This is a genomic window from Streptomyces sp. NPDC002884, from assembly GCF_040295245.1.
Lineage (GTDB): Bacteria > Actinomycetota > Actinomycetes > Streptomycetales > Streptomycetaceae > Streptomyces.
The window spans coordinates 150,535-176,074 of record NZ_JBEOVB010000010.1; the positions used below are offsets into that span (position 1 = coordinate 150,535).

Below are 25,540 nucleotides of genomic sequence, written 5' to 3' on the forward strand. Positions count from 1 at the left end.
GAAGGGCCGCGGCGGCCGGGACCCGTCACCGGCCCCGGAACCTCGGCTCGCGCCGCTCCACGAAGCTCGTCACGCCTTCCCGCGCGTCCGCCGTCGTCATGTTGATCTCCTGCGCGGCGGCCTCGGCGGCGAAGGCGGTGGCCCGGTCGGCGTCCAGGGAGCCGTTCACCAGTTGCTTGGTGAGCGCCAGGGCGCGGGTGGGACCGGCGGCCAGGCGTGCCGCCCACTCGCGGGCCGTCTTGTCCAGCTCGCCGTCCGGGACCACCCGGTTGACCAGGCCGAGACGTTCGGCGTCCGGCGCGGTGACCGCGTCGCCGAAGAACATCAGCTCCTTGGCCCGCCGGGGCCCGATCAGCCGGGGGAGGAGGTAGGCGCCGCCGCCGTCCGGGACCAGGCCCCGGCGGACGAACACCTCGATGAACCTCGCCGATTCCGCCGCCAGCACCAGATCGCAGGCGAACGCGAGGTGCGCGCCCAGGCCGGCCGCCGTGCCGTTCACCGCGGCGATCACCGGCTTCTCGCAGTCGAGGACGGCACCGATCAGGCGCTGGGCGCCGAGCCGGAGGGTCCGGCTCACGTCGCCGGCCACCCGCTCGCCGCCCGTGGAGCCGCCCCGCAGATCCGCGCCCGCGCAGAAGCCGCGGCCGGTGCCGGTGAGCACCACCGCCCGCACGTCCGGGTCGGCCGAGGCCTCTCCGAGGAGGTCGATCAGGTGGTCCCGCATCCCGGGGGTGAGGGCGTTCAGGGTCTCGGGGCGGTCGAGGGTGATGTGGGTGAGATGGGTGACCTCGCGGTCGGTCCGGTGCTGAATCGACGGCTCGGACACGGTCAGGCTCCGTTCTCGGCTCTCGCCCATGAGGTGGCGGTCCGTGGGGTGGCGGTCCCTGCGGTGGTCGTCCCTGCGGTGGTCGTCCCTGCGGTGGTCGTCCATGGGGTGGTTGTCCATGGGGTGGCCGTCCATGGGGTGGCCGTCACCGGCACACCGCCAGGGCGTCCAACGCCACCGCGCCCTGCCCCCAGGGCAGGACCACCAGGGGGTTGATGTCGAGCTCGGCGAGGTCGTCGCCCAGCTCCAGGGCCATCCGCTGCACGCGCAGGATCACCTCGACGAGCGCGTCCAGATCGGCCGGAGGACGGCCCCGTACGCCGTCCAGCAACGCTCTCCCGCGCAGTTCGGCCAGCATGTCGCGGGCCTGGTCCTCGCCGAACGGCGGCACGCGCACCGCGGCGTCGTGCAGGACCTCCACCAGGACCCCGCCGAGGCCCACCGTCACCGTCGGGCCGAACAGGTCGTCGTGGGTCACGCCGACCACCATCTCCACCCCCCGCTCGACCATCTGGCACACCAGGACGCCGTCCAGCGAGACCCCTTCGTAGCGGGCTATGTCGGTCAGCTCGCGGTAGGCGTCACGGACCTGGCTGGCCGAGGTCAGGCCGACCTTCACGAGCCCCAGTTCGGTTTTGTGGGCGATCTGCGCGCCGGAGGCCTTCATCACCACCGGGTAGCCGACCAGCCCCGCCGCCCGCACCGAAGCCGCCGCGCTGGTCACCAGCTGCTCGCGCGGGACCCGGATGCCGTACGCCCGCAGCAGCTGCTTCGCCCCGTGCTCGCTCAGCTGCTGCCCCGGCCGCATCAGCAGCTGCGCCTTGCGGAAGGACGGCGACTGGGTGCGCGGCGCCTGGTCGAAGGGGGAGTGGTAGTCGCTCACGAAGCGGTGGTGCCCGAGGTGGGCGCGGACGGCCGAGATGCAGTTGGCGAGGGTGCGGAAGGTCGCCACCCGGGAGGAGCCCAGCAGGACTTCGCGGTAGGCCGGTTCGGTGCCCACCGGCGAGCCCCAGACCACGCACACCAGCTTGTCCGTCCGTTCCGCGGCGTCCACCAGGTCCTGGACCAGACGGTCGCTGAGCGGCGGGAACGGTCCGGTGATCGGGCAGATCAGGACGCCGACGGCCGGGTCGTCGAGGATCGAGTCGATGATCTTCCGGCCGCGGTGGTCGCCCACCGGATGGCCGCCGTTGTCGACCGGGTTGGCCACGTTCAGGTACGCGGGGATCCACTCGTGCAGCTCGGCCTGTCTGGCCGCCGACAGGGTCGGCAGGGTGAGGCCCGCCGCCGTCGCCAGGTCGGCCGCGTGGGCGCCGGTGCCGCCCGAGATCGAGTAGACGACGACCCCGTCGGCCTGCGGCGGCCGGGCTCGGGCCAACAGGGCCGCGGTGTCCTGGAGTTCGTCGAGACCGTCCACCCGGATCACGCCGTACTGGCGCATCGCCGCGTCGACGACCTCGTCCGCGCCGGTCAGCTTGCCGGTGTGGGAGGCGGCGGTGCGGGCGCCGGTCTCGGTGCGGCCGACCTTGACCGCGACGACCGGCACCCCGCGCCGGGCGGCCCGGTCGGCGGCGAGGAGGAAGGACCGGCCGTCCTTCAGCCCCTCCACATAACAGGCGATCGCGCCGACCTCGGGACGTTCGGCGAAGTAGGAGAGGAAGTCGGCGGTCTCCAGATCGGCCTCGTTGCCGGTCGGCGCCCAGTGGGAGAGGCGGATGCCGAGTTCCTGGAGGGCGAAGACCGGGCGGCCCTGGTGGCCGGACTGGGTGATCAGCGCGATCGACGGGCCGGGGAGATCGTCGCGGAACCGCTCGAAGGCGTTGAGGTTGGTGTTGGGGCCGAGGAGGCGGATGCCCGAGCGGGCCACCGCCGCCGCGAGGCGGGCCTGCGCGGCCGCGCCCTCCTCGCCGGTCTCCGCGAAGCCGGAGGCGAAGACGACGGCGAACTTCACCTTCGTCTCGGCGAGTTGCTCGATGACGGGCAGCGGGTCGGCGACCAGCAGCACGGCCAGGTCGACCTGTTCGGGCAGGTCGGCCACGGACGGCGAGCAGGGCAGGCCGAAGACGCTCCCGCGGGTGGGGTGCACGGGATGCAGCCGTGCCCCCACCCGCTCGGCCCAGCCCACCAGTTGCCGGGTGACACCGGTGTTCGGGCGTCCTTCGGCGTCCGAGGCGCCGATGACCGCGACCGACTCCGGCCGGAAGAACCGGTCCAGATCGGGGACGTCCGCATACAGGGGACGGCCGCTGACGTCGAGGTCGTCCGCGTCGGCCGGCCGGCCGTGGACGGCGGGCCCGGGATGCTCGCCGCACGCGATGACCCGGGCCCGGCGGGAGTCGGTGGTGAGAGTGCCGTGGGTTGATCCAAGCATCGGTCCGCCCGCTCCTGTGTGACTGCCATGAGTGACCGTCAAGTAACTGACGCTCTGTCAGGTTACATACCTGACGGAGCGTCAGGAATGGTCGTGCACACAGAAAGGAGCGGGCGGGGGTGGACGCGGGCGGCGACTACAGCACCGCCAGCACCTCCTTCGCCACCCGCTCGCCCGACCGGACGGCTCCGTCCATGAAGCCCATCCAGTGGACGGAGGTCTCCGTCCCGGCCCAGTGGATCCCGCCGACCGGCGCGCGCAGGGCCGGGCCGTACTGCGTCAGGACACCCGGCGCGGCGATCGAGACGGGGCCGCCGCGGGTGTAGGCCTCGTTGTTCCAGCGTTGCAGGACGAAGGAGGAAGGGGAGGCGGCTTTCTCGCCGAAGTACGTCACGTAGTCCTTCAGCACGGCCGCCCTGACCTCCGCCTCGCTCGCCGCGTCCAGCTTCCGGGCCTCGTCGGCCTCGATGAAGCCCATCAGCGCGCCGTACGAGGCGTCGGGCGGGGAGTTGTCGAAGGTGGAGCTGATCACCCCGGTGTCGCTGACGACCTGGCCGTTGAGGCCGTCGGCGCGCCAGAAGGGGGTGTCGTAGATCGCGATCGCCTTGCCGACCGAGGCCATCGGCAGCCGCTGGGTGAGCTGGTCGCGGGCGGCGGGCAGCAGCGGGTCGTACCGGATGCGGGCGGCGAGCGGCGGGGGCACGGCGACGACGACCCGCTTGGCGGTGACGGTGACGCCGTCGGCGGTGACGACGTACTTGGCGCCGGAGCGGGCGATCGTGCGCACGGGGGCGTTCAGCACGACCCGGTCGCCGAGGGTGGCGGCGAGCTTGACCGGCACCAGCTGGGAGCCGCCGACGAACCGCAGTTCCTGGGCGCCGTTCGCGGTCTCGGTGAGGCGTTCCAGGGTGCCGGGGGTCGTCTCGTTGCCGGCCGCCGCGATGTAGAAGAGGACGAAGAGGAGCGAGAGTTCGCGGGGTTCGGCCGAGAAGACCGAGGTGCAGGCCACGTCGAGGAGGAACTTCGCCGACGGGACCACCGCGTTGGCGTTCAGCCAGCTCTCGAAGGTCTGCTTGTCCCACTCGGCGGCCTTGGCGGCGGTCCAGGGCGCGTCGACCGGCACCTGCTTGGCCATGTCGTCCAGCGAGGCCTGCACGATCGCGGCGTTGGCGAGGCCGGCGACGTCGACGGGCGGGACCGAGCCGAGGAGGCCGTCGGTGGCGTACGGGGTCTTCTTGCCGTCCTTGTACAGGAGGTTCTTGCCGGTGTTGTAGGTGGCGAAGGTGGCCACGCCCAGGGAGTCGGCGAGCGCCTTGATGCGGTCCTGGGTGGGGCCGATGAACTCGCCGCCGCCCTCGGTGACTCCCCCGTTGGCCAGGGGCAGGTTGACCACCCTGCCGCCCACCCGGTCGCGGGCCTCCAGGACGGCGACCGTCCGGCCGGCGGCCACGAGGTCGCGTGCGGCGGTGAGGCCGGCGAGGCCGCCGCCGACGATCGCGACGTCCACGTCCCGCGTGGTGGCCGCGGCGGCCGTACCGGCGGCGGTCGCGGTCAGGGCGGTGGCGCCGGCGGCCGCGGCGGCGGTGCGGCCGAGCAGGGAACGGCGGGACATGCCTGGGGAGTGCTGTCTTTCACTTGCCACGTGCGTCCTCCGTCGAGCTTCGAGAGCGAGCGGGGGTGGAACCAAAAGATGAACAGGGCTCACATTCTGGCTCCGCGAGAGGGCGCGGGACAACGCTCTCGTCACATCTGGCACAGGTGTAACGAGCAGCGAGATAGAGGGAGTTGGGAGGGAGTTGGGCCTCCGGGCCGACTGCCGGGGCCGGCCTGGGCGGGCAGCCGGGGTCGGCCGGGGCGGGCTAGCGGAGGTGGCGGCGTACGGCCTTCGCGATCTTCTCCGCGTCGATCGCCAGCTCGCGGAGCGTGCCGCTGATGGGGGTGGTGAAGCCGGTGAAGTACAGGCCGGGGGTGTCCTTGGGGGCGCGGGCGCCGTGCGCCACGGGTCTGCCGCGGTCGTCGATCACTCCCAAGTGGCCGACCAGGTCCTCCAGGGCGCGGCGGTATCCGGTGGCGGCGACGACGGCGTCCGGGGAGATCCGGGAGCCGTCGGCGAGGACGACCTTCCCGTCGTCCTCGAAGCCCTCCACGGCGGCCACGATCTCCACCCTGCCCTTGCGCACGGCGTCGATCAGGCCCACGTCCTGCACCGGGATGGCGCCCTCCCTGACGCGGGAGTAGAGGCCGCTGTCGGGGCGGGGCAGACCGTGCGCCGACAGGTCCGGCACGCTGAGCCTCGCCATCGGCCGCGCGAGCCGGTCCACGAGGCGGACCGGCAGCCGCCGGACGAGCACGGCCGTGTACTGCGCGGCCCAGCCGGCCGTCGAGCGGCGCACGATGTGCGGGACCGTGCGCACCGACAGCCGCACCCGCCCGGCCCCGCTCTCCACCAGGTCGACGGCGATCTCGGCGCCGGTGTTGCCGACGCCGACGACGAGGACGTCCCGGCCGGCGTACTCCTTGCCGCTGCGGTAGGCGGCGGCGTGTGTCAGTTCGCCCGTGAACGCCTCGCGGCCGGGCCAGTCGGGCAGGTGCGGGGTGTGGTTGTAACCGGTGGAGACGACCACCGCCGAGCCGACGAGCTCGCGCCCGCCGGAAGCGCGCAGCAGCCAGCCGGTGCCGTCCGGGGTGCGCTCGACACGGGAGACCTCGACGCCCGTGACGATCTCCAGCTCATGGACCTCGGCGTACTTCTCCAGGTAGCGCACCATGTCGTCGCGTGCCACCCACCGTCCGAACCGGCGCGGTACGGCCAGCCCGGGCAGGGCCGAGAGGCGCCGGGTGGTGTGCAGATGCAGCCGGTCGTAATGGCGCCGCCAGGACGCGCCGACCCCGTCGGACTTCTCCACGACGACGGCCCGTATGCCCTGGGCACGCAGCGCGTACGCGGTGGCGAGGCCGCCGGGACCGCCGCCGATGACGTAGACGGGGCGGTCGGCCGGGTTCGCGGTGGTGATCGGGGAGGTGGGGCGCGGTGCGGAGTCTTCCATGAGCGCGAGCGTAATCACGCGGGCCGTTGATGGGTCTCGGTCAAGACCGGAATTGGTTGCGGATCGATCACGTGTGGGGGAAGTGCGGGTAGGACCCGTGACGTAGACCACTCGGTTGTGCGCGACGGGGCGAGCCGGTGGGGAAACCGGGTGGGGAATCCGGGTGGGGACGGCGGTGCGGGGCCTGCGGGGAGCGGGGCGCGACCGGCGGTGAGGGAGGGAAAAGGTGCGACGCCTGGCCCAGGTGCGCTCGGGCCAGGCGTCGCGTGCGGACGGCGTCGGTGACTATGACGGGAAACTGACGCCGCCGCGTCCAGGATGCCTCCCGAAGTGGCCGGGAGGCGCGCGGAACTACCGCTTCTCGACCTTGCCGGCGGCCTTCTTGTGGCCCGTCACCTTGGCGATCCAGGTGATGAAGTCGCCCGGGTCGGTGTTGGCGCCGTGGCCCTGGTCCCAGTAGTAGAGGTGGTCGACGTCGTCGCCGAGGCCGCTCGCGGCGGCGGCGATGTTGGCGGAGACCGTCAGCGAGGTGTCGGAGTCCTTGGTGCCGAGCCGGATCCACCAGTGCTTGCTGCGGCCCGCGTTGGGCTTGTCGGTCAGGAAGTACATCGGGTTCATCAGCCGCAGCATCTCGGGGATGTCGCTGTCGAGGCGCTTGGCGGTGAGCCCGGTGGTGTCGTTCTTCAGGCTGTACGCCGTGAAGTGACGGGAGAGGACGGTGCCCTTGCCGAACTCGTTGTTCTCGCCCGCCGACAGGTCGAAGGCGTCGAAGGCCGGGGTGTTCTTCTTGCGGGCGCCGACGTGGGTGAGGAAGTCCGCCCAGGAGAAGGTGGCCCTGCCGTTCTTCCAGGTGATGAAGGTGTTGGCGGCGAGGTACGTCTCGCGGGCGGTGTCGGAGAGGGCCGCGAGATAGGTGGTGGCCGACGGCTCCAGGTACTGCGCGACCAGGTACGCGTCGTAGTTGCGGGCGTTCAGCGTGCCGAAGCCGTTCAGGCCCCTGAGCTTCAGTCCGGCCTGGTACTCGGCGAACTGCGACTGCAGCGTCTTCGAGACCGTCTGGTCGACCTGCTTGCCGGTGCTGAGGGCGTTGGTGCCCCAGTTCCACTCGTAGGAGCCGTCGGCGTGCTCCAGGTCGGTGATCGGGCACCAGGCGCCGGTCGCGAAGATCGCGTCGGAGGCGTCGGCCGCGCCGAGCTCCTTGAGGTACTCGGCGTAGAGCGGGCTGTCACCGGACGCGCCGAGCAGCGAGGAGAGCGCGCCGCCGGCGCTGGTGCCGGCGGACACGATCCGGTCGGTGTCGCCGGGGATGACGCCCTTGTTGGCCCGCACGTACCGGACGGCGGCCTTGAGGTCGACGATCGCGGCGGGGGCCACGCCGTAGTACTCGCCGGCGGAGTTCTTGAGCGTACGGCCGCGGGCGCCGGGCTCGACGACGACATAGCCGGCGGCCAGGGCCAGCAGCTGGTTGGATGCCAGGGCTCCGCCGGTGGCGTTGGTGTTGCCGTTGGCGCCCGGGGCCGAGGCGGAGGCAGAGGCCGAGGCGCCGGCCGAGGGCGCTCCGCCGGGCGCGCCGCCGCCCATCCCGCCGCCCATGCCCCCTGCGCCGATTCCGGTGGCGTCGGCCACGGAGGACGGCATGTAGCCGCCGACGGAGTTCGCGAACAGGATCGGCGCGTTGCTCGCGTCGACCGCCGTGCCGTCGATCTCGACCGGCACGCTCACGTTCAGCGACTGGTAGGCGGCGTCCACCGGCTTGGCGACGTAGGTGATCGCCTTCCAGAAGTGGTACGTCACGGAGTGCTCGTCGCCGGCGGTGTCCGTGACGGTCGTCGTGAGCTTCGTGAAGCCGTCCGGGTCGAAGGCCAGGGAACCGGCGTCCGAGGCCGAGGACGTCGACGTGCCGCCGGACGCCTGCGCGCTCAGGGCGATGCCGCCCACTGCCGCGACGCCCGCGGTGGCGCCGAGCCCCAAGACGACCGACCTGCGCTTGACTGCCCTGTGCTTCACGATGCTGCCTCTCCATGAACCGGGTGGTGACTGCGTGTTCTCCGGGCTTGCGATGGCGAACGTAATCCGGAGCCAACAAAATCGTCAACAATCTTCGGGACATTCACGGGCGACGCACAGATTCATGGCGAACGCACAGGGATCTCTCATGGAAAACGTCATGGAGAGGGGTCGCCGGGGCTGTGCGGGCTTCCCGGATCCGACTGTCTGACGTACCGTCAGATCCATGGAGATGGGCAACCGTTTCGACGTCCCCGAGGCCGACGCCTTCACCCGCGCGTACTGGGACGCGGCCGCCGGGGGCCGGCTGCTGATCCGGCGCTGCGGGGCCTGCGCACGGGCCCACCACTACCCCCGGGAGTTCTGCCCGTACTGCTGGAGCGAGGACGTGACCTGGGAGGACGCGAGCGGCCTGGCCACCCTCTACACCTGGTCCGTCGTCCACCGCAACGACCTGCCGCCCTTCGCGGGGCGCACTCCGTACGTCGCGGCGGTCGTCGATCTGGCGGAGGGACCGCGGATGTCCACGGAGATCGTGGGGGAGGGGGCGGAGCTGCGGGCGGGGCTGGAGCTGGCGGTCGCCTTCCGGGACGGGGTGCCGGTGTTCCGGCCCGCGCCGTGAAGGACCGGCGGTGTTCAATGGCCGGATGACCGACACGCGCGAGCAGCACCCGACCCCCCTCGCTCCCGGTCTCCACGGCCATGGCCTGACCCTGCGCCCCTGGAACCCGGAGTCCGCCACCGACGTACAGGCCTGGCTGCGCGGGCACGTCGACCCGGAGTTCGTACGCTGGAACACCCCGCTGCGGACGATCACCGACACCGCCGACGCCCGGGCGTCCCTGCAGGGCAAGAGCGCCGACGTGGCCGCCGGACGCGCCATGGCGTTCTGTGTCACGGACACGGACGACGGCACGGTCCTCGGGCAGATCTCCGTCAACATGATCGACCGCGTGCTGAGCTTCGCCAGAGTCGGCTACTGGATCCTGCCGGAGGCGCGGGGCCGGCACGTCGCCACCCGCTCCCTGCTGCTCGCGGCCCGGTGGGCGTTCACCGAGATCGGTCTGCACCGGCTGGAACTGGGCCACGCGCTCGGTCACGACGCCTCCTGCCGGATCGCCGAACGCTGCGGCTTCCGGTGCGAGGGCACCCTGCGCGGCGCGATGTGGGACTCGGGCCGCCGGGACGCCTTCCGGGACGTCCACCTGCACGGCCGACTGACGACGGACCCGGAGCCGGAGTTCCCGTGAGGCAGGACCGCTGACGGTGGCAGACGGAGGTGACCGGGGGCGGGCGGGTCCGGTACCTCCTCGACACGTCCCGTGCCACCCGTTGGATCACCTTCGCCGGGACGGGACACCCGCGTGCCGCGGGCCGTCCCTGAAGGGTGTCCTCAGGGCCACAGCTGTTCCCTGGACCAGGACCCGCCCGACCGGCGGTACCTCAGCCGCGCATGACGGCGGGTGCTGTCCCCCTGGAAGAACTCCACCTCGTCCGGACGCAGTCGGTACAGGGTCCAGGTCGGGGACGTGGCCGTCGGGTGCTCGCGGGCGTGTTCCCAGGCCGCCCGCGACGCCTCCGTCAGTTCCTCCGTGGAGGCCAGGACCTCGCTCTGCCGTCCGGTCAGGGCGGCGGCCAGGGCGCCCGTCGAGCGGGCGTGCAGGTCGGCCTGGGCCTCATCGGAGGGGGCGGAGGTGACCGGGCCGCGTACCCGGACCTGGCGGCCGAGCACCGGCCAGTAGAAGGTCAGGGCCGCGTACGGGCGGGCGGCGAGCTGGCGGCCCTTCCGGCTGGTGGCGTGGGTCGCGAAAGCCCAGCCGTCCGCGTCGGCGCCGTGCAGCATCACGATGCGGGCGTCCGGCAGACCGTCCTCGCCGACGGTGGCGAGGGTCGTCGTGTGCGGCTCCCGCTCGCCCGCCGCCACCGCCTCGGCGAACCAGTCGGTGAACAGGGACAGCGGCTCGGCGGGCGCCGCCTCCGGGACGAACGGCGGCAGCGCGGTCACCTCCGGGTCCCACACCCGCAGCGACCTCAGCAGCTCATGAAGATCCTTGGCCATGCGGCGAGAGTATGCGGTCAGTGCCGGGCGAACTGGACCCGCGTCGACTGCACCACGTCCGCCCGGACGGCGATCCCCTCGACCGTCAGCCGCTCCCCGTAGATGTCGGTGAGCCGGAGCGCGCCGCCGCAGCCGGTGCCCTGCTCGGAGAGGAAGTAGTTGTACTCGGTGCGCGCCAGACGGGTCCAGCCGGCACTCGTGCGGACCTCCAGCCGGGCCAGCGGGTTGCGGTGGCCGATCGCCTGGATGCCGCACCAGTACTGGGTGGAACCGGTCTTGTAGCGGATCGACACCGTGTCGGACGTGGCGGGACTCAGCAGGCTCCACGTGATCGGGATCCGGCCCGCCGAGAGAGGGGCCAGCTTCGCGAAGGCCTGCCGGCTGAGGTCGAGTTGGCCGGCCTCGCAGGGCGCCGGGCACTCGTTGGTGATCCGGACCGTGATCGACGCGCCGCTCCCGGCCCGGACGAGGACGTACGCGCCGCACGCCTTGGACGTCTCGTAGTCGGCGGTGTTCATCGCCGCGGTCATGACGTCGGAGGTCGGGCCGTAGGAGCAGGCGCCGTCGCCGTTCCCGATGTCGTAGGAGGTGGCGACGCCCCGGTAGGCGGTCCCGGGCGCGATCCGCCCCGCCTGCGGCGCCGCGCCGGACGCGGTCCGCGCGGCGGACGCGGCCGAGCGCCCGCTCGACGAGCCGGACGCGCCGGTCGGGGTGGCGGCGGGCGTGGCGGCCTTGCCGGCCGTCGCGCTCGGGGACGCGGTGGCCGTCGTGGACGGCTTCGGCTTCGGCGACGGTGACGCGCCGGCCCCGGTCGCCGTCGGCGAACCGCTCACCCCGGCCCCGGCGGCGGGCTCGACCGTGCGCGCGCCGCCGGCGGCCCCGGCATCGGCCCCGCCGTCGGGACGGAAGGCCACGACCAGGGACACGACGAGCGCGACGGCCGCCACGGCGACCACCGTGACGACGGGGACGCGGCGCGTGCGCCTCTCGGGGCGGGATCGGCGGTGCGAGGAGGATGCCACGGATGAATCCTTACGCGGTTCGGCGGAGCACGTCTGGGAAAGCCTTCGACCCGTCCGTCGCCGCCGGACCCGGAAAGGTTGCCGCCCCGGCGGAAAAACCCGGCCGCGCCCGAGTACGCGTACTCAACGGGGTCGGGTCTCCCGGCCCTGACGCGGCCGGTCCGCGCTCCCGACGATGGGTGTCCCCCGCGTCGAGAGAGGTGCTCATGGGCCATGACCTTCAGCTGCGTACCGCCACTCCGTCCTGCTGGTCCTGAGCTGACCCTTGTCGCGGCCGGACCGCGAGTGCCCTTACCGACACGGTGGCGGTCTCGGTCAGGGCACTCGCCGAGACGGTGGCGGTCTCGGTCCTGCGCCCCGAGTCCCGCAACCCGGGCCCCGCCCCCGCGCCGGTGTCGCGCCGGCCCTGCGGGCCCTGCCCGTCCTGCCGGTCCGCGCCGACCCGCCGTCGACCCGCCGTCGACCCGCGAGGGGCCGATCGCCGTGCGCGACCTGCCGGGCGCGGTGGCGCGGTGGCGCGGCGGCATGGCGGGTCTCAATCCTTGCCCGCCTCAGTCCCGGCCCGGCTCAGTCCCGGCCCAGGACCACCGTGCCGGACGAGCAGAACCAGCCGCCGGTTCCGGAGGCGACGCCCAGCCGGGGCAGGTCCCCGTCCGGCGCCCTCACCTGTCGGTCCCCGCCCTCGCCCCGCAGCTGCCGTACGGCCTCCACCAGCAGGAACAGCCCACGCATGCCCGGATGCTGGGCCGAGAGCCCGCCCCCGTCCGTGTTCACCGGCAGTGCGCCGGACAGGGTCAGCCGCCCCTTCTCCACGAACGCGCCGCCTTCGCCCTTCGCGCAGAAGCCCAGGTCCTCGAGGGTCACCAGCGTCATGTAGGTGAACGCGTCGTAGATCTCGGCGAAGTCCATCTCCCGCGGACGCAGCCCCGCCCGCTCGAACGCCAGCCGGCCGCTGACCGCCGCCGGCGAGACCGTGAAGTCGTCCCACCCGGACATCGAGGCGTGCGAGACGTGCTCCCCCGTCCCGAGGATCCACACCGGGGCCGTGCGGCAGTCGCGCACGTACTCCTCGGCCGCCAGGAGCACCGCCGCGCCGCCGTCGGAGCGCAGACAGCAGTGCAGTTTCGTGAAGGGGTCGGCGATCATCGGGCCGGACAGGACGTCGTCCACCGTCACCGGGTCGCGGAACATCGCGTCGGGGTTCAGGGCCGCGTTCGCTCGCGCCTGGACCGCCACCTCCGCCAACTGTTCGATCGTCGTGCCGTACTGGAGCATGTGGCGGCGGGCGGCCATCGCGTACTTGGCGATCAGGGTGTGGCCGTAGGGGACCTCGAACTGGAGCGGACCGCGGCCGCCGAAGGCGAAGGTGCCGGTGCGGCGGCCCGCCTTCACGTCCGCGCGGGCCGTCGAGCCGTACGCCAGCAGGACCGCGTTCGCGTGACCGGCGGCGATCGCGTCGGCCGCGTGCGCGGCCATGACCTCCCAGGTCGCACCGCCCACGGAGGTGGAGTCGACCCAGCTGGGCCGCAGGCCGAGATAGTCCGCCACCTCGACGGGGGCCAGCGTGCCGAGTCCGGCGGACGCGAAGCCGTCCACCCGCGACCGGTCGAGCCCCGCGTCCGTCAGCGCCCGCCGGGCCGCCTGGGCGTGCAGGGCGTAAGGGGTGGCGTCGTCCACTCGGCCGCAGTCGGAGAGGGCGACGCCGACCACGGCCACTTTCCGGGTACCGGATGCGGAGGGCATGAATCTGACAGTACATCAGATACTGGCTGCCCTGACAGGTGCCGCCTCTCTGGGCATTCCCGTCCCTCCGCCCTAATATGACGCACCGTCATATCCGGATGAGAGGGGTGGGTGGCCATGGACCCCGGCTTCACCGCCGAACAGGACGGGATCCGCCGCACGTTGCGCGAACTGCTCCACAAACGCTGCGGCCCCGAGGAGCTGCGCGCCGCCCTGGACACCCCCCGCGGCCACGACCCCGCGCTCTGGACCGCCCTCGCCGAGCGGCTCGGGCTGCCCGGCCTCGCGCTCCCCGAGGAGTACGGCGGTGTCGGCTGCCCGGTCACCGACCTCGCCCTCGCCGCCGAGGAGACCGGCCGGGCGCTCGCCCCCACCCCGCTCCTCGCGACCGCGGTCCTCGCCGCGCCGCTGATCCTCGCCCTCGGCACCGACGCCCAGCGCGCCGACCTGCTGCCCCGGATCTCGGACGGCACCCTGACCGCCGCCCTCGCCGTGCCCGCGCCCGCCCTGGCCACCGCCCTCGCCCTGACCGGCCCCCGGGGCGGCGACTGGTCCGGCGGCGGGCGCGCGGGCGGGGTCCAGGCCCGGCAGGTCCAGGGCGTCTGGCGGCTGTACGGGGAGGCCGCGCAGGTGCTCGACGGGCACAGCGCCGGGGCGCTGGTGGTCGCGGCGCACACCGGCGGGTTCGTACGGTCGCGCACCCTGCTGTTCGTCGTGACGGGGGACGCCGTCGGGCTCGTCCGCACCCGGCAGACGGCCCTGGACGCGACCCGCCCGCAGGCCCGGGTGCAACTTCGTGATGTACGGGCCGAGTTGCTCGGCAGTGAGGAGACGGGCGTACCGGAGGCGCTCTCCCGCGCCGGTGACTTCGCGGCCGCCTTCCTCGCCTGCGAGGCCGTCGGGGCGGCCGACCGCGCGCTGGAGCGGACCGTCGAGTACCTCGGCCGGCGGGAGCAGTTCGGGCGGGTGATCGGCTCCTTCCAGGCGGTCCAGCACCGACTGGCCGACGTGTACGTGCAGATCCAGGCGGCCAGGTCCGCCGCGTACTACGCGGCCTGGGCGGCGGGCGACCGAAGCGGCCGTCGCGGCGAGCGGGTCGGTGGGCTGGCCCTCGCCCAGGCGCTGGAGACCCTGCGCCGTGCGGCTGCCGAGGGCATCCAGTTGCACGGTGGCATCGGCTTCACCTGGGAGCACGAGGCGCACCTGTTCTTCAAGCGGGCCGCCGGCGACGAGCTGCTGTTCGGGCCCGTGCACCGGCTGCGCGCGCACGCGGCCGAGGAGGCCCGGCTCTTCGAGCGGACGGAGGTGTCGGTGTGATCGGCGTCCGGATGGTGCAGAAGATCTCCTCGACGCGGACCTTCGCGAAGGTCGCGCCGCATGTCATCCCCGCCCTCGACCGGGCCGTCCACCGCCTCACCCGGGGAAAGGTCCTGCTCAGCGCCCAGATGCTGCCGGGGGTGATCCTGACGTCCACCGGGGCGCGAAGCGGACTGCCGCGTCGTGCGCCGCTGGCCTGCATGCCCGAGGAGGGGGGCGGGAGCTGGATCCTGATCGGCTCCAACTTCGGCCGCACCGGGCACCCCGCCTGGACCGGCAATCTCCTGGCCCACCCGGACGCCGAGATCAGCTGGAAGGGCACGGACATCCCGGTGACGGCCGTGCCGCTGACGGGGGAGGAGCGGGCGGCCGTCTGGAAGGCGCTGCTGGCGTTCTGGCCGCCGTACGCGACGTATCAGGCTCGGGTGGAGCGGGAGATCAGGCTGTTCCGGCTCACCCCGAAGGCCTAGGGGGTCCAGAGAACCTGGCGGGCCGGGCCTGGCCTGGCCTGTCCGGGGCGGGTGTAGAGGGCCTGGACGGACCAGGGAGCCCAGGGAGCCCAGGGGGCCCAGGGAGCCCAGGGAGCCCAGGGGGGGGCCTGGCGGGTCGGGGCAGGTAGGGCAGGTAGGGCGGGTCGGGGGCGTGGGGGCCGGGAGGGCTAGAAGGCGCGTTGTATCAGCAGGAACGTGCCGATCCCCAGCATGGCCGCGCCCGACGTGCGGGTCACCGCCCGGGCCGCCGAGGGGCGGGCGCCCAGCAGCCTGCGGGCCAGGACGCCCACCGTCAGATAGACGGCGGCGCAGCACGCCATGTGCAGCAGCCCGAGGGCGGTCGTCTGAACGGCCACCGGGAGCTGTCCGGCCCCCGTGGTGAGGAACTGCGGCAGGACCGAGAGGTAGAGCAGCAGGCCCTTGGGGTTCAGGCCGCTGATCGTGGCCCCGCGCAGGAACACCCGCGCGCCGCCCGCCGTGATCTCCTCCCCCGCGCCCGGCGCCCCCGGCCGGCGCAGCACGGCCCACCCCAGCCACACCAGGTATGCCGCGCCCGCCACCGTCAGCCCGGTGAGCAGCGCCGGCGACCCCGCGACCAGCACGGCGAGGCCCGCCGCGGCCAGCACCGTGTGCAGGGCGTACCCGCTCACCAGGCCGCCCACCGCGGCGCCGACCGAGCGGCCGCGCAGCCCGGCGGAGATCACGTAGGCCCAGTCGGCGCCCGGGACGCACACCAGCAGCAGGTCGACGGCGAGGAAGGAAATCAGCGTTCCGGAGTCCATGGTGGGGACATTAGGCGCGATGCGGCCGAAAGTGTTCCCGAAGTTTTCGCAGATCAGGGTGTTCTGGGGGAAGATCTGCCCCATGGATGACGTGGACCGGAAGATTCTTGCCGAGCTTCAGCAGGACGGGCGGCTGACCGTGACCGAGCTGGCCGCGCGGGTGCGGCTGAGCGTCTCGCCCTGTCACCGGCGGCTGCGGGAGCTGGAGCGGTCCGGGGCGATCAGCGGCTACCGGGCGGTGGTGGAGCCGTCCGCCGTCGGGCTGACCTTCGAGGCGCTGGTCTTCGTCTCGATGCGGCAGGAGGACCGGGACACGGTCGCCGAGTTCGAGCGGGCGGTGGGCGAGGTGGAACACGTCCTGGACGCGCAGCGGTTGTTCGGGGAGCCGGACTATCTGCTGCGGGTGGCCACCGCCGACCTCGCGGCCTTCCAGCGGCTGTACGACGAGCGCCTCGCCACCCTGCCGGGGGTGCAGCGGCTGACGTCGACGCTGGTGATGAAGCACGTGGTGAAGGACCGGGCGCTGCCCTCCTGAGGCCGACAGCGCGGCAGGCGGCAGCTCACCCGGGTGAGCTGCCGCCTGACAGACAGGACGTGACCGTAAGGACAGGGGGGCGGGCTACTTCGTCGGCTTCTTGCCGGTGATGCCCAGGTGCACCAACAGGGCCAGGTTCGGCTTGAGTTCAGCCTGCTTGACGCCCCACGTCTGGAAGCCCTTCTGGTGCGAGGCGACCGCCGCGAGCATCGCGACGAGCGCGCCGGCGACCGCGGCCGGGTTCACGTCCTTGTCGACCTTGCCCTTGGACTGCAACTCGGCGACCGCGTCCGAAAGGGAGTTGTTCACCGAGTTGAGGATCTTCATGCGGAGTTTGTAGAAGCGCTTGTCGCCCTCCGCCGCGCCGAGGTCGACGACCCGGAGGATCGCGTCGTTCCTCCGCCAGAACTCCAGGAAGCCGTCCACGAGTTCCTGCGCCGTCTGCCAGCCCGCCTTGCCGACCCACGACCGCCCCTGGACGAGGCCGGTCAACTCGGCTCCCTCGGTGGCCATTTGCTCGGCGATCTCCAGGACGGCGCCTTCGACGTCCGGGAAGTACTGGTAGAAGGTCGCGGGCGAAGTGCCTGCCTTCCGGGCGACGTCGATGACCTTGACGTCGCGGTACGGAGAGGAGCTGAGCATCTCGCTGAGGCAGTCGAGCAGCTTCTGCCGCGTCGCCTGCCCGCGCCGACCGGCCACGCGGCCGTCGACGGTACGCACTTGTCCTGTCATGCCGTCAGCTTACCGAGGGGTGATCGGAGCGCGATTCGGCCGACTGCAAATGGGGTGCGCGGGGGTCCGGAGGCGGGTGTGCCTGGTCTGCGGCTTGCGTGCGACGCCGTTAGTTTGGCTGCATGGCCGAAAACAGGGCATCGGTGTACGCAGAGGGCGTCCCCTGCTGGGTGGACGCGCAGCTCCCCGACGTGGACGCGGGCAAGCGGTTCTACGGGGAGCTCTTCGGGTGGGGTTTCGAGGAGGCGTACGGCTCCTCCGTGTGGGCCCGGCTGGAGGGCGCGCCGGTGGCCGCGCTGGCCCACAAGACGGACGGCCGCATGCCCACCGTCTGGACGGTGTACTTCGCGACCCCGGACGCGCAGAAGACCGTCCACCGCATCCGCAACGCCGGCGGGCAGGTCGTCATGGGGCCGCTGCCGGTCGGCCGGGAGGGCACCGCCGTGCTCGCCGCCGACCCGGAGGGCGCGGTGTTCGGCCTGTGGCAGCCGGAAGGCCACCCCGGCTTCGGCGTACGGCACCGACCCGGCACCTTCGCCTGGGCGCAGCTCTACGCCCGGGACACCGAGGCCGCCAACACGTTCTACGGGCATCTCTTCCACGAGGCGCTGTTCGGCCCGGGCGCCCGACCCGACTTCGGGCGGGCGCCGGTCGGCGACGTCTTCTCGGAGGTCATGCCACCGCATTTCCTCGTCCACTTCGGCGTGCGGGACTGCGAGGCCGCCCTCGGTGCGGTGACCCGGCTCGGCGGGCGGGTGCAGGCGGGTCCGTTCACCGCCTCGTACGGAATCGTGGCGGTCGTCACGGACAATCAAGGGGCGTCGTTCGCGCTTCTCCAGCGCTGACAGGTGCCGTATGCGGGCTGTATGCGCGTATATGAAATGAGACACCCCGATTGCCCCCGGGTTCGCAACCGGCCGTCCGGCCAGGAAGAATCAGGGTGCGTGCCGCCATGGCGGTGCGGTGGTGAGACGCTGCACGGGGGCCGCGTACACAAGTGGGTGACGCGGTTCGTACGGGGAGGTGGCAGGCAAGTGGTGGATCAGCTGACGCAGCACGATCCGCGGCGGATCGGGCCGTTCGAGGTGCTGGGACGGCTGGGTGCCGGCGGCATGGGGCTGGTCTATCTGGCCCGTTCGGCCTCGGGCCGGCGCGTGGCGATCAAGACGGTCCGGACCGAGCTCGCCGAGGACCAGCTCTTCCGGGTGCGTTTCACGCGCGAGGTGGAGGCGGCCCGGGCGGTCTCCGGGTTCTACACGGCCGCCGTCGTCGACGCCGATCCCCGTGCCGCCGTGCCCTGGCTGGCCACCGCGTACGTGCCCGCGCCCTCCCTCGAGGAAATAGTGAACGACTGCGGGCCGATGCCGGCCCAGGCGGTGCGCTGGCTGGCGGCGGGCGTCGCCGAGGCGCTCCAGTCGATCCACGGCGCGGGGCTGGTCCACCGTGACCTCAAGCCGTCCAACGTGCTCGTCGTCGAGGACGGGCCCCGGGTGATCGACTTCGGTATCGCGTCCGGCGTTTCGAACACGCGTTTGACGATGACGAACGTGGCCGTCGGCACCCCCGCCTACATGTCCCCCGAGCAGGCGAAGGACTCGCGCAGTGTGACCGGCGCGAGCGATGTCTTCTCGCTCGGCTCGATGCTCGTGTTCGCCGCCACCGGCCACCCGCCCTTCCACGGCGCCAACCCGGTCGAGACGGTCTTCATGCTGCTGCGCGAGGGACCGGACCTGGAGGGCCTGCCGGACGAACTGCGTCCGCTCATCGAGTCCTGTATGCAGATGGAGGCCACGGCCCGGCCCAACCCGGCCGACCTCCAGGCCCAGCTCGCCCCCCACCTCTTCGGCTCCGGCTCCGACGACAGCGGTACGGCGTCGGCGTGGCTGCCCGAGAAGGCGGTCACCCTCATCGAGACGCGCCGTGGCGGCCGTCCGGCGAAACCGGCGCCCCCGAGCCCCCGCAGCGGTGGCGGAGGCGGCGTGGGCATGGCCCGGCCCGCCGTTCCCGCCGTACCGCCCCCGCCGCCCCACGCCCCCGTGGTCCTCGCGCGCCCGGCGTCCGTGGCCGTCGGCGCCCCCGACGTCGGTCCCGTCCGGCTGGCCGGCGCCGCCGTGCCGATCGGGCCGGGTCCGCGCGTCGCCGACGTCCGTGCCACGGCCGCCGTGAAGGCGCCGATGGCCGAACCCGGCCTGGTCGCCAACTGGTCCCGCCCGCAGCCCGGCGTCAACGGCGCCGACACGACCGTACCGGCGCCGCAGAGCGCGCCCTCGGAGACCCCGGCGGGCTGGCGGCCCTGGCGTTTTCGCATGTCGAACGATGTGTGGGGTACGCCGTCCGTCGCCGGGGACCTCGTCTACGTCACCTCCTTCGAGGTGCACGCCCTGGATGTGGCCACCGGTCGCCGTCGCTTCAAGACGCGGGACGTGGCCTGGTCGATGGCGGTCGCGGACGGCCGGGTGCACGCCTCCGACGGCCCCACCCTGTTCGCCCTGGACGCCCGCGAGGGCGGCGACCTGTGGCGGCTGTCGACGGACGCCTGGGTGTACTCGCTCAAGGCCGACCGGGGCACGGTCATCACCGGCACGCGCGGTGGCGGCGTCCAGGCCTGGGAGGCCTCGGCCGGGCAGAAGCTCTGGGAGATCACCGGCTGCCAGACCGACTTCGAGTCCCCGGAGGCCGGCCCGGTCCTGCACGAGGGCACGGTCTATGTCTGGCAGGACGCCCGGCTCAAGGCCCTGGACGCCCGCACCGGCGAGGAACGCTGGTCGTACCCCATCGGCGACACGGCCTCCTGCGGCGGTGTCCCGGTCCGCGTCACCCCCGCCCCCGACGGCTACGTCTACCTCGCCGCCGGCACCCGCGTCCTCGCCGTCGACGTCGCGAGCGGCATGGTGCGCTGGCACTTCGAGGCTCCGGCGGTGTTCCTGTCCCCGCCGACCTTCGTGCCCGGCCCGGCGGTGACCGGCGGCGGCGTCTACCTCGCCGACTACCTCGGCACCGTGTACGCCATCGACGCCACCGACGGGCGCGACCGCTGGCGCATCGCCACCGAGGCCCGGGCGTCCGTCGACCCGGTCCTGGTGGCCGCCGGCCATGTCCACGTCGGCAGCGGCAAGGGGCTCTACACCCTCGACGCGGTCACCGGCACGCCCAAGTGGCGCTTCCAGGCGGGCGGCGACATCGTGGGCGCCCCGGCGGTGGCGGAGGGCCGTATCCACTTCGGTTCCACGGACCACCTGCTGTACACCCTGAAGGCCGACGACGGCCGGTTGCGCTGGAAGCTGGCGACCGGCGGCGAGATCACCGGCTCCCCGGTGGTCCGCGACGGCGTCGTGTACGCGTCCAGCAAGGACCGTTGTGTGTACGCGCTGGACGCGGAGAAGGGCACGGGCACGGCGAGAACGGCCTGAGCCCGGCCGCCCGGCACCCGAACGGCCGTCGTACCGGGACGGCCGTCGAGCGGGGTGCACGGAAGGGATCCGGCCGGCGGCCGCCACCGCAGACGCTACGCCGGGGACCGGCCGGTCGCCACGCGGTGACATGGTCGTGACAGGTGCTGCCTAGGCTGTCCGGATGGATCGACGGGGGCAGAAACTCAAGTTCACAGCGGTGGCGGTGCTCGTCGTACTGGCGCTGACCGGTTTCTCGACGAGCAAGGGCCACGGCCGCAGCAGTCACAGCGGTGGCGGGGGCGGCGGATGCAGCAGCTCCAGCCAGAACCACGACAGCTCGTCGTCGACGTCGGGTTCGACGTCCGGCGGCTCGTCCGGCAGTACGTACCACGACTACGACGACGATGACGACTACGCGGACGACACCTACGGCGACGGCGGCTCCTCGAGCACGTCCACGGCGCAGCGGGACGCCACGGTGGAGCTGGTCGACTGCGCGACGCCGAGCGAGGCGTACGCGACGGTCGAGGTCACCAACCCGAACGCGACCGGCGGCTACTTCACCGTCACGGTCGACTTCCTCGACGCCGGTTCCCGGCGGGTGGAACTGCGGAGCGCCGAGGAGTACGTCGCCGCGAACGACACGGCGACGGTCCACGTCGACCTGTCCGCCCCCGGCGTCGCGGCGAAGGTCGACCACTGCGACCCGGAACCGTACGCACCGGCCCGCTGACCGGCCGCCTCCCGACGGTCCGGCACCTCCCCGCCGCGCTGTCGCGGTCCGACGCGCCCCTGCGCGCCGACGCCGGAGCTCCGACGTCCGGCGTGACCCATGTCCGCACCCGGCTCACGGCCGACTTCTCCCGCTGTCCCGGCCGTGACCCGGGGGCGGGAGGCCGCCGGTTCACTCGGGGCTCGCGGCCTGTCTCCTGGACCACGCGGTGGCGTCGGCTCCGTACCGGGCCAGGAGCCGTGCGAACTGGATCTGCTCCTCCGGCGACCAGGCGGCGGTGATCTCCAGGAACGCCTTTCGCTGTTCGGCGGCGAAGCGGTCGCGTACGGCCTCGCCGTGCTCGGTGAGTTCGAGCACCGTACGGCGTCCGTCGGACTGGGAGGCGGCCCGGCGCAGCAGTCCGTCCTCGATGCAGGCGGCCACGGTCCGGCTGGCCACCGGCTGGGCGACACCCATCTCGGCGGCGAGGCTGCCGACGGTCGTCTCGCCCGGCGCGTCGGCGATCACGTTGAGCACGAGATTGCGGGAGAGGTCCTTCCTCGATGCCGGTGCCCGTCGGCGCAGCCGGGACAGCGCCGGGCCGATCTGGTCCAACGCCGTGTCGTCGGAGGGTTCGGGGAAGGACACGCGGCTCATGGGACCGAGTCTAGGGCCGACGCGCACACTTGCATACCGTCAGGCATTTGCATGCGGTCAGGTAACTGCATAGCATTAGGTATGTAAATCCTGGACGAGTGAGAAACCGAGGCGGACCGCTATGACCCTCACCGCGATCACCGGCGCGCAGATCTTCGACGGAGAGAAGGCGACAGGTGTGCAGACCGTGGTCGTCGACGGCGGGAGGATCGCGCGTGTCGGTGGCGACGCTCCCCGCGGCAGCGAGATCGTCGACGGCGCCGGTGCCACCCTCCTGCCGGGACTGATCGACGCCCATGTCCACTCCGCCCCGGGTTCCCTGGCGCTCGCCCTGCGGTTCGGGGTGACGACCGAGCTGGAGATGCAGGGGATGAACACTCGGGAGAACCGGGGGCTCATCACCGACGACGACACCCAGGCCGACGTGCGCTCCTCCGGTTTCGCCATCACGCCGCCCGGTGGTCACCCGAGCGAGCTGATGCCCGAAGGGTTCCGTCCGAAGTGGGATCTCCCGCCGGTGATGCCCCTGATGCCGTTCTCCACCACCCCCGAGGAAGCGGCCCGCTTCGTGCCCCAGCTCCTCGCCCGGGGATCCGACTTCATCAAGTTCATGATCGACGACGGCAGCGTGGAGGGGCACCCCGGACTGCCCTCGCTCGACCGGGCCACCGTGAACGCCGGTGTGGCCGAGGCCAAGAAGTACGGCGCGCTGACCGTGGCCCACGCGCTGACCGTGGAGGCCGCCTTGATGGCCGCCGAAGCCGGCATCGACGGCCTCACCCACGTGTTCATGGACCAGCCGCACACCGACGAGATCATCGGCGTCATCAGGGACGCGGGCATGTTCGTCATTCCCTGCATCACTCTCAACGCCTCGATGATGGGGATCACCGGCAGCGCACTCGCCGACGACCCCCGGGTCGCGGCACGCCTCGACAGCGAGTGGGACCGGACCTTGCGCTCCAGCTACAACCGCTACCCGCAGGGCAGGCTCGACGACGTGTACGACACCGTGCGCGCTCTGGACGCCGCCGGTGTCGACGTGCTGGCCGGTTCCGACGTCTCCATGCCCGAGACGTTCTTCGGCGGCCTGGCGCACGGCGCGAGCCTCCACCACGAACTGCAGTACCTCGTGGCCGCCGGCCTCACCCCCGCGCGGGCCCTGCGCGCGGCCACCGCGACCACGGCCCGCCGCTTCGGCCTCGGCGACCGGGGCCGCATCGCCGAGGGCCTGCGCGCCGATCTGCTGCTGGTCGACGGAGACCCGACGAGCACCATCGGCGACACCCTCAACACCCGCGCCGTCTGGCGCCGCGGCACCCGCCTGGCGGCCTGACGGCCGTGCCGTCCCGTGGCGGGAGGCGCCGGAGGAGGCGGCGGGCCGCCGTGAGCCGTGCACGGCGGACCCGGTGGGCGCGAGGGACGGCCGTGTCCGGACTCCGGCCGGTTCAGCGGGTTCGCGGGCGGGCGGCCGTCCGTCCCGTGAACAGGCGTGCCTGTTCCTCGGCGGGCAGGTTGCCCAGCGAGATGAGATGCGGCGCCTGGGCGAAGCCCGTCGCGCGGGCCGTCTCCTTCGCCGACCACAGCGCCCGCACGGTGCCCTGGACCCCGGCGGGGGGATACCCGGCGACGACGGCGGCGCAGACCACGGCGGCGGCCGACGCGGCGCCGGTGTCGGTGAGTTCGGACACCAGCCCCACGTCGAAGGCGCGCCGGGCGGAGATCCGCTCCGCCGTCCCCATGAGCATCATCCGCGCGACCTCCCCGTACGGCATCCGCTGGGCCAGGAGCACCGACTCGTACGCGCTGACCATCCCGTACGTGGTGTGCGGGTCGAAGAACAGGGCGTCGGCGCCCGCGACGATGAACTCGCACTCCCCGAGCAGGTAGAAGGCGCCCCCGCAGGCCATCCCCTCCACGGCGGCGACGACCGGTTTCCACAGGTCGTTCGCCTTGGGGCCGACGGTGAGCAGTGGATCGTCCTGCATGAACGGGGAGCCGGGCTGCGGCACGACGGCGTCCCGGTCGAGGCCGGTGCAGAACGCCCGCCGCCCGGCCCCGGTGAGGACGACGGCCCGCACCGAGTCGTCGAAGCGCAACTCCCGCCAGATGTCCTTCAGTTCGCGGACGGCCTCGAGGTCCAGGGCGTTCAGCCGGGCCGGCCGGTCGAGGGTGACGACGGCGACCCCGGTGTCCTTGTCGATGTCCAGCCGCACACTCACGGCCGCTCCAGGACCCACTGCGGAAGACCGGAGCCGTCGAAGACGACCTGGACGCGGGCGCCGATGCGGATGCGGTCGGGGGGAAAGGAGTCGAGCCGCGCCCCCGGTTCGCTCACCAGGTTGCCCACCAGCCGGATGCGGGGTGTCTCGGCCAGCTCGACGAGGATCACGTTGTAGGGGGCCTGGGCCGCGTAGTCGGGCAGCAGGGGCGGATGCGGGACGACGTAGGACCAGATCCGGCCGCGTCCCGAGGTGCGCCGCCACTCGCTCGCGAAGGACTGGCAGTGCGGGCAGCAGGGGCGGGGCGGGAAGCGGGGTTCGCCGCAGTCGGCGCAGGCCTGGACGCGGAGTTCGCCCTGGGCGGCGTACCGCCAGAAGGGGGCGCCGTCGGCGTCGGTGACGGGGGTGAGCATCGCGGGATCAACTCCTCGGTGCGTTCAGTTGCGGAGCAGCAGGGCGGAGGTCGGGACGCCCTCGCCTGCGGTGACGAGGCAGGTCGCGGCGCCCGGCACCTGGGCGGTGCTGGTCCCGCGCAGCTGTTTGACGCCCTCGTTGATGAGGTTGAAGCCGTGGACGTAGGCCTCGCTGAGCCCGCCCCCGCCGGTGTTGAGGGGCAGCCGTCCGCCGGTCTCCAGGGCGCCTCCCTCGGTGAAGGCCCCGCCCTCTCCCCGGCCGCAGAACCCGTACCCCTCCAGGGAGAGCGGCACGAGGGGGGTGAAGGCGTCGTAGATCTGCGCGACGTCGACGTCCGGCGGGGTGAAGTCGGCGTGCTTCCACAGGTGCCGGGCGGCCGCCCAGGCGGGGCCGGTGAGCGGGTCGTCGTTCCAGTAGTTGACCATGCCGTGGTGCTGGGCGGGCAGGCCCTGGGCGGCGGAGTGGACGTACACGGGTCTCCGGCGGCAGTCCCGGGCCCGCTCGCGGCTCACGATCACGCAGGCCAACGCCCCGTCCGTCTCCAGGCAGTTGTCGTACAGGCACAGGGGCTCGCTGATCCACCGGGACGACATGTACATCTCGCGGGTGAGGGGCCGTTCGTACATCACGGCGGCCGGGTTCTGGTTGGCGCGGTTGCGGCAGGCGAGGGCGACGTTGAAGAGGTGGTCGCGGGTGGCGCCGTACTCGTGCAGATAGCGGCGGGCGAGCATGGCTATCTCGTCGGCGGGCCGCAGCAGCCCGAAGGGCCGGGTCCACTGGGCGGGGGTGGGGAGCTGGACGGCGGTGTTGGTCCACGGGCGCGGTCCGGAGCCCCTCTTCCGCGACCGCCAGGCGACGCCCACCGTGGCCTGCCCGGAGGCGATGGCGGCGGCGAGGTGGGCGACGGTGGCGCAGGAACCGCCGCCGCCGAACCCGATCTTGCTGAAGAAGCTCAGGTCACCGAAGCCGACGGCCTTCGCGAGCTCGACCTCGTCCGTCTCCTCCATGGTGTAGGAGGCGAGGGCGTCGACCTCGCCGGGGGCGATCCCGGCGTCGTCGAGGGCGGCCAGGACGGCCCGGCAGGCGAGGGTCCGCTCGTCCTCGGGAAGGTGCTTGGCGAAGGACGTCTGCCCGATACCGACGATGGCCGTGGCGTCCTTGATTCCGGTCACTGCGGGCATGCCGCACCCACCTCCACACGGCGACAGTGC

23 protein-coding genes are annotated in these 25,540 nt (G+C 72.8%); 9 read left to right on the plus strand and 14 right to left on the minus strand.

Going from position 1 to position 25,540, the window contains the following annotated elements; translation table 11 throughout:
• Window positions 1-25 precede the first annotated feature (25 nt).
• The 5 genes from ABT070_RS21975 to ABT070_RS21995 all read right to left on the minus strand — a co-directional run bounded on the left by ABT070_RS21975 (window position 26) and on the right by ABT070_RS21995 (window position 8,251).
• Window positions 26-856 carry an enoyl-CoA hydratase/isomerase family protein gene (locus ABT070_RS21975; RefSeq protein WP_351763371.1) on the minus strand — a complete coding sequence of 277 codons (831 nt, stop codon included), beginning with the start codon at window positions 854-856 and terminating at the stop codon, window positions 26-28.
• Between the two features lie 115 nt (window positions 857-971).
• A complete protein-coding gene (locus ABT070_RS21980; RefSeq protein ID WP_351763174.1) occupies window positions 972-3,197 on the minus strand; it encodes an acetate--CoA ligase family protein in 2,226 nt (741 codons plus the stop codon).
• A gap of 136 nt (window positions 3,198-3,333) precedes the next feature.
• Window positions 3,334-4,809: a flavin monoamine oxidase family protein gene (locus ABT070_RS21985; RefSeq protein WP_351763176.1), complete on the minus strand. Its 1,476-nt coding sequence runs from the start codon at window positions 4,807-4,809 to the stop codon at window positions 3,334-3,336.
• A gap of 247 nt (window positions 4,810-5,056) precedes the next feature.
• Entirely contained in the window at window positions 5,057-6,244 is a 1,188-nt protein-coding gene (locus tag ABT070_RS21990) for a flavin-containing monooxygenase (RefSeq protein WP_351763178.1), read from the minus strand.
• A 351-nt stretch (window positions 6,245-6,595) separates the two neighbouring features.
• Window positions 6,596-8,251, minus strand: a complete 1,656-nt coding sequence (locus ABT070_RS21995) for a subtype B tannase (RefSeq protein ID WP_351763180.1) — start codon at window positions 8,249-8,251, stop codon at window positions 6,596-6,598.
• A gap of 232 nt (window positions 8,252-8,483) precedes the next feature.
• On the opposite strand from ABT070_RS21995, the gene ABT070_RS22000 reads away from it, so the two are divergent.
• Together ABT070_RS22000 and ABT070_RS22005 are read left to right on the plus strand one after the other, a co-directional pair.
• A complete protein-coding gene (locus ABT070_RS22000; protein WP_351763373.1) occupies window positions 8,484-8,873 on the plus strand; it encodes a Zn-ribbon domain-containing OB-fold protein in 390 nt (129 codons plus the stop codon).
• A 25-nt stretch (window positions 8,874-8,898) separates the two neighbouring features.
• Window positions 8,899-9,501 (plus strand): GNAT family N-acetyltransferase, encoded by a 603-nt coding sequence (locus ABT070_RS22005; RefSeq protein WP_351763182.1) that lies wholly within the window; start codon window positions 8,899-8,901, stop codon window positions 9,499-9,501.
• Between the two features lie 143 nt (window positions 9,502-9,644).
• Here the strand turns inward: ABT070_RS22005 and ABT070_RS22010 are convergent, their stop codons facing one another.
• The 3 genes from ABT070_RS22010 to ABT070_RS22020 all read right to left on the minus strand — a co-directional run bounded on the left by ABT070_RS22010 (window position 9,645) and on the right by ABT070_RS22020 (window position 13,075).
• Window positions 9,645-10,310, minus strand: coding sequence for a pyridoxine/pyridoxamine 5'-phosphate oxidase (locus ABT070_RS22010; RefSeq protein WP_351763184.1), 666 nt, complete (start codon window positions 10,308-10,310; stop codon window positions 9,645-9,647).
• 17 nt (window positions 10,311-10,327) lie between these two features.
• The gene (locus ABT070_RS22015) at window positions 10,328-11,332 is read right to left on the minus strand and encodes an expansin EXLX1 family cellulose-binding protein (protein ID WP_351763186.1); all 1,005 of its coding nucleotides are present in this window, start codon (window positions 11,330-11,332) and stop codon (window positions 10,328-10,330) included.
• Between the two features lie 567 nt (window positions 11,333-11,899).
• A complete protein-coding gene (locus ABT070_RS22020) occupies window positions 11,900-13,075 on the minus strand; it encodes a thiolase C-terminal domain-containing protein (RefSeq protein ID WP_351763188.1) in 1,176 nt (391 codons plus the stop codon).
• A gap of 117 nt (window positions 13,076-13,192) precedes the next feature.
• Between ABT070_RS22020 and ABT070_RS22025 the strand changes: the two genes are divergently transcribed.
• Together ABT070_RS22025 and ABT070_RS22030 are read left to right on the plus strand one after the other, a co-directional pair.
• Entirely contained in the window at window positions 13,193-14,392 is a 1,200-nt protein-coding gene (locus ABT070_RS22025; RefSeq protein WP_351763375.1) for an acyl-CoA dehydrogenase family protein, read from the plus strand.
• Window positions 14,389-14,862, plus strand: coding sequence for a nitroreductase family deazaflavin-dependent oxidoreductase (locus ABT070_RS22030; RefSeq protein WP_351763190.1), 474 nt, complete (start codon window positions 14,389-14,391; stop codon window positions 14,860-14,862). The genes ABT070_RS22025 and ABT070_RS22030 overlap by 4 nt, the downstream gene beginning before the upstream one ends.
• Window positions 14,863-15,050: 188 nt before the next feature.
• Here ABT070_RS22030 and ABT070_RS22035 read toward each other — a convergent pair whose 3' ends face one another.
• A complete protein-coding gene (locus tag ABT070_RS22035; protein ID WP_351763192.1) occupies window positions 15,051-15,665 on the minus strand; it encodes a LysE family translocator in 615 nt (204 codons plus the stop codon).
• Window positions 15,666-15,747: 82 nt separating this feature from the next.
• On the opposite strand from ABT070_RS22035, the gene ABT070_RS22040 reads away from it, so the two are divergent.
• The gene (locus ABT070_RS22040) at window positions 15,748-16,200 is read left to right on the plus strand and encodes an Lrp/AsnC family transcriptional regulator (protein WP_351763194.1); all 453 of its coding nucleotides are present in this window, start codon (window positions 15,748-15,750) and stop codon (window positions 16,198-16,200) included.
• A gap of 84 nt (window positions 16,201-16,284) precedes the next feature.
• Here ABT070_RS22040 and ABT070_RS22045 read toward each other — a convergent pair whose 3' ends face one another.
• Entirely contained in the window at window positions 16,285-16,920 is a 636-nt protein-coding gene (locus tag ABT070_RS22045; protein ID WP_351763377.1) for a TetR family transcriptional regulator, read from the minus strand.
• 134 nt (window positions 16,921-17,054) lie between these two features.
• On the opposite strand from ABT070_RS22045, the gene kbpA reads away from it, so the two are divergent.
• From kbpA to ABT070_RS22060, 3 genes are all read left to right on the plus strand, one after another.
• Entirely contained in the window at window positions 17,055-17,777 is a 723-nt protein-coding gene (gene kbpA / locus ABT070_RS22050; RefSeq protein ID WP_351763196.1) for an AfsK-binding protein KbpA, read from the plus strand.
• A 189-nt stretch (window positions 17,778-17,966) separates the two neighbouring features.
• Window positions 17,967-20,342, plus strand: coding sequence for a protein serine/threonine kinase AfsK (gene afsK, locus ABT070_RS22055; protein WP_351763198.1), 2,376 nt, complete (start codon window positions 17,967-17,969; stop codon window positions 20,340-20,342).
• A 163-nt stretch (window positions 20,343-20,505) separates the two neighbouring features.
• Window positions 20,506-21,057 (plus strand): hypothetical protein, encoded by a 552-nt coding sequence (locus ABT070_RS22060; protein WP_351763200.1) that lies wholly within the window; start codon window positions 20,506-20,508, stop codon window positions 21,055-21,057.
• A 171-nt stretch (window positions 21,058-21,228) separates the two neighbouring features.
• On the opposite strand, the gene ABT070_RS22065 is transcribed toward ABT070_RS22060, so the two are convergent.
• Window positions 21,229-21,693, minus strand: a complete 465-nt coding sequence (locus tag ABT070_RS22065; RefSeq protein ID WP_142264837.1) for a MarR family winged helix-turn-helix transcriptional regulator — start codon at window positions 21,691-21,693, stop codon at window positions 21,229-21,231.
• A gap of 121 nt (window positions 21,694-21,814) precedes the next feature.
• On the opposite strand from ABT070_RS22065, the gene ABT070_RS22070 reads away from it, so the two are divergent.
• Complete coding sequence (locus ABT070_RS22070) at window positions 21,815-23,029, plus strand: amidohydrolase family protein (RefSeq protein WP_351763202.1); 1,215 nt, start codon at window positions 21,815-21,817, stop codon at window positions 23,027-23,029.
• A gap of 112 nt (window positions 23,030-23,141) precedes the next feature.
• On the opposite strand, the gene ABT070_RS22075 is transcribed toward ABT070_RS22070, so the two are convergent.
• From ABT070_RS22075 to ABT070_RS22085, 3 genes are read right to left on the minus strand one after another with little or no spacing between them, the layout of a single operon-like run.
• Window positions 23,142-23,915, minus strand: coding sequence for an enoyl-CoA hydratase/isomerase family protein (locus tag ABT070_RS22075; protein ID WP_351763204.1), 774 nt, complete (start codon window positions 23,913-23,915; stop codon window positions 23,142-23,144).
• Entirely contained in the window at window positions 23,912-24,328 is a 417-nt protein-coding gene (locus tag ABT070_RS22080; RefSeq protein WP_351763206.1) for a Zn-ribbon domain-containing OB-fold protein, read from the minus strand. Before ABT070_RS22080 ends, ABT070_RS22075 begins: the two co-directional genes overlap by 4 nt.
• 24 nt (window positions 24,329-24,352) lie before the next feature.
• Window positions 24,353-25,510 carry a lipid-transfer protein gene (locus ABT070_RS22085; protein WP_351763208.1) on the minus strand — a complete coding sequence of 386 codons (1,158 nt, stop codon included), beginning with the start codon at window positions 25,508-25,510 and terminating at the stop codon, window positions 24,353-24,355.
• Window positions 25,511-25,540: the final 30 nt, after the last annotated feature.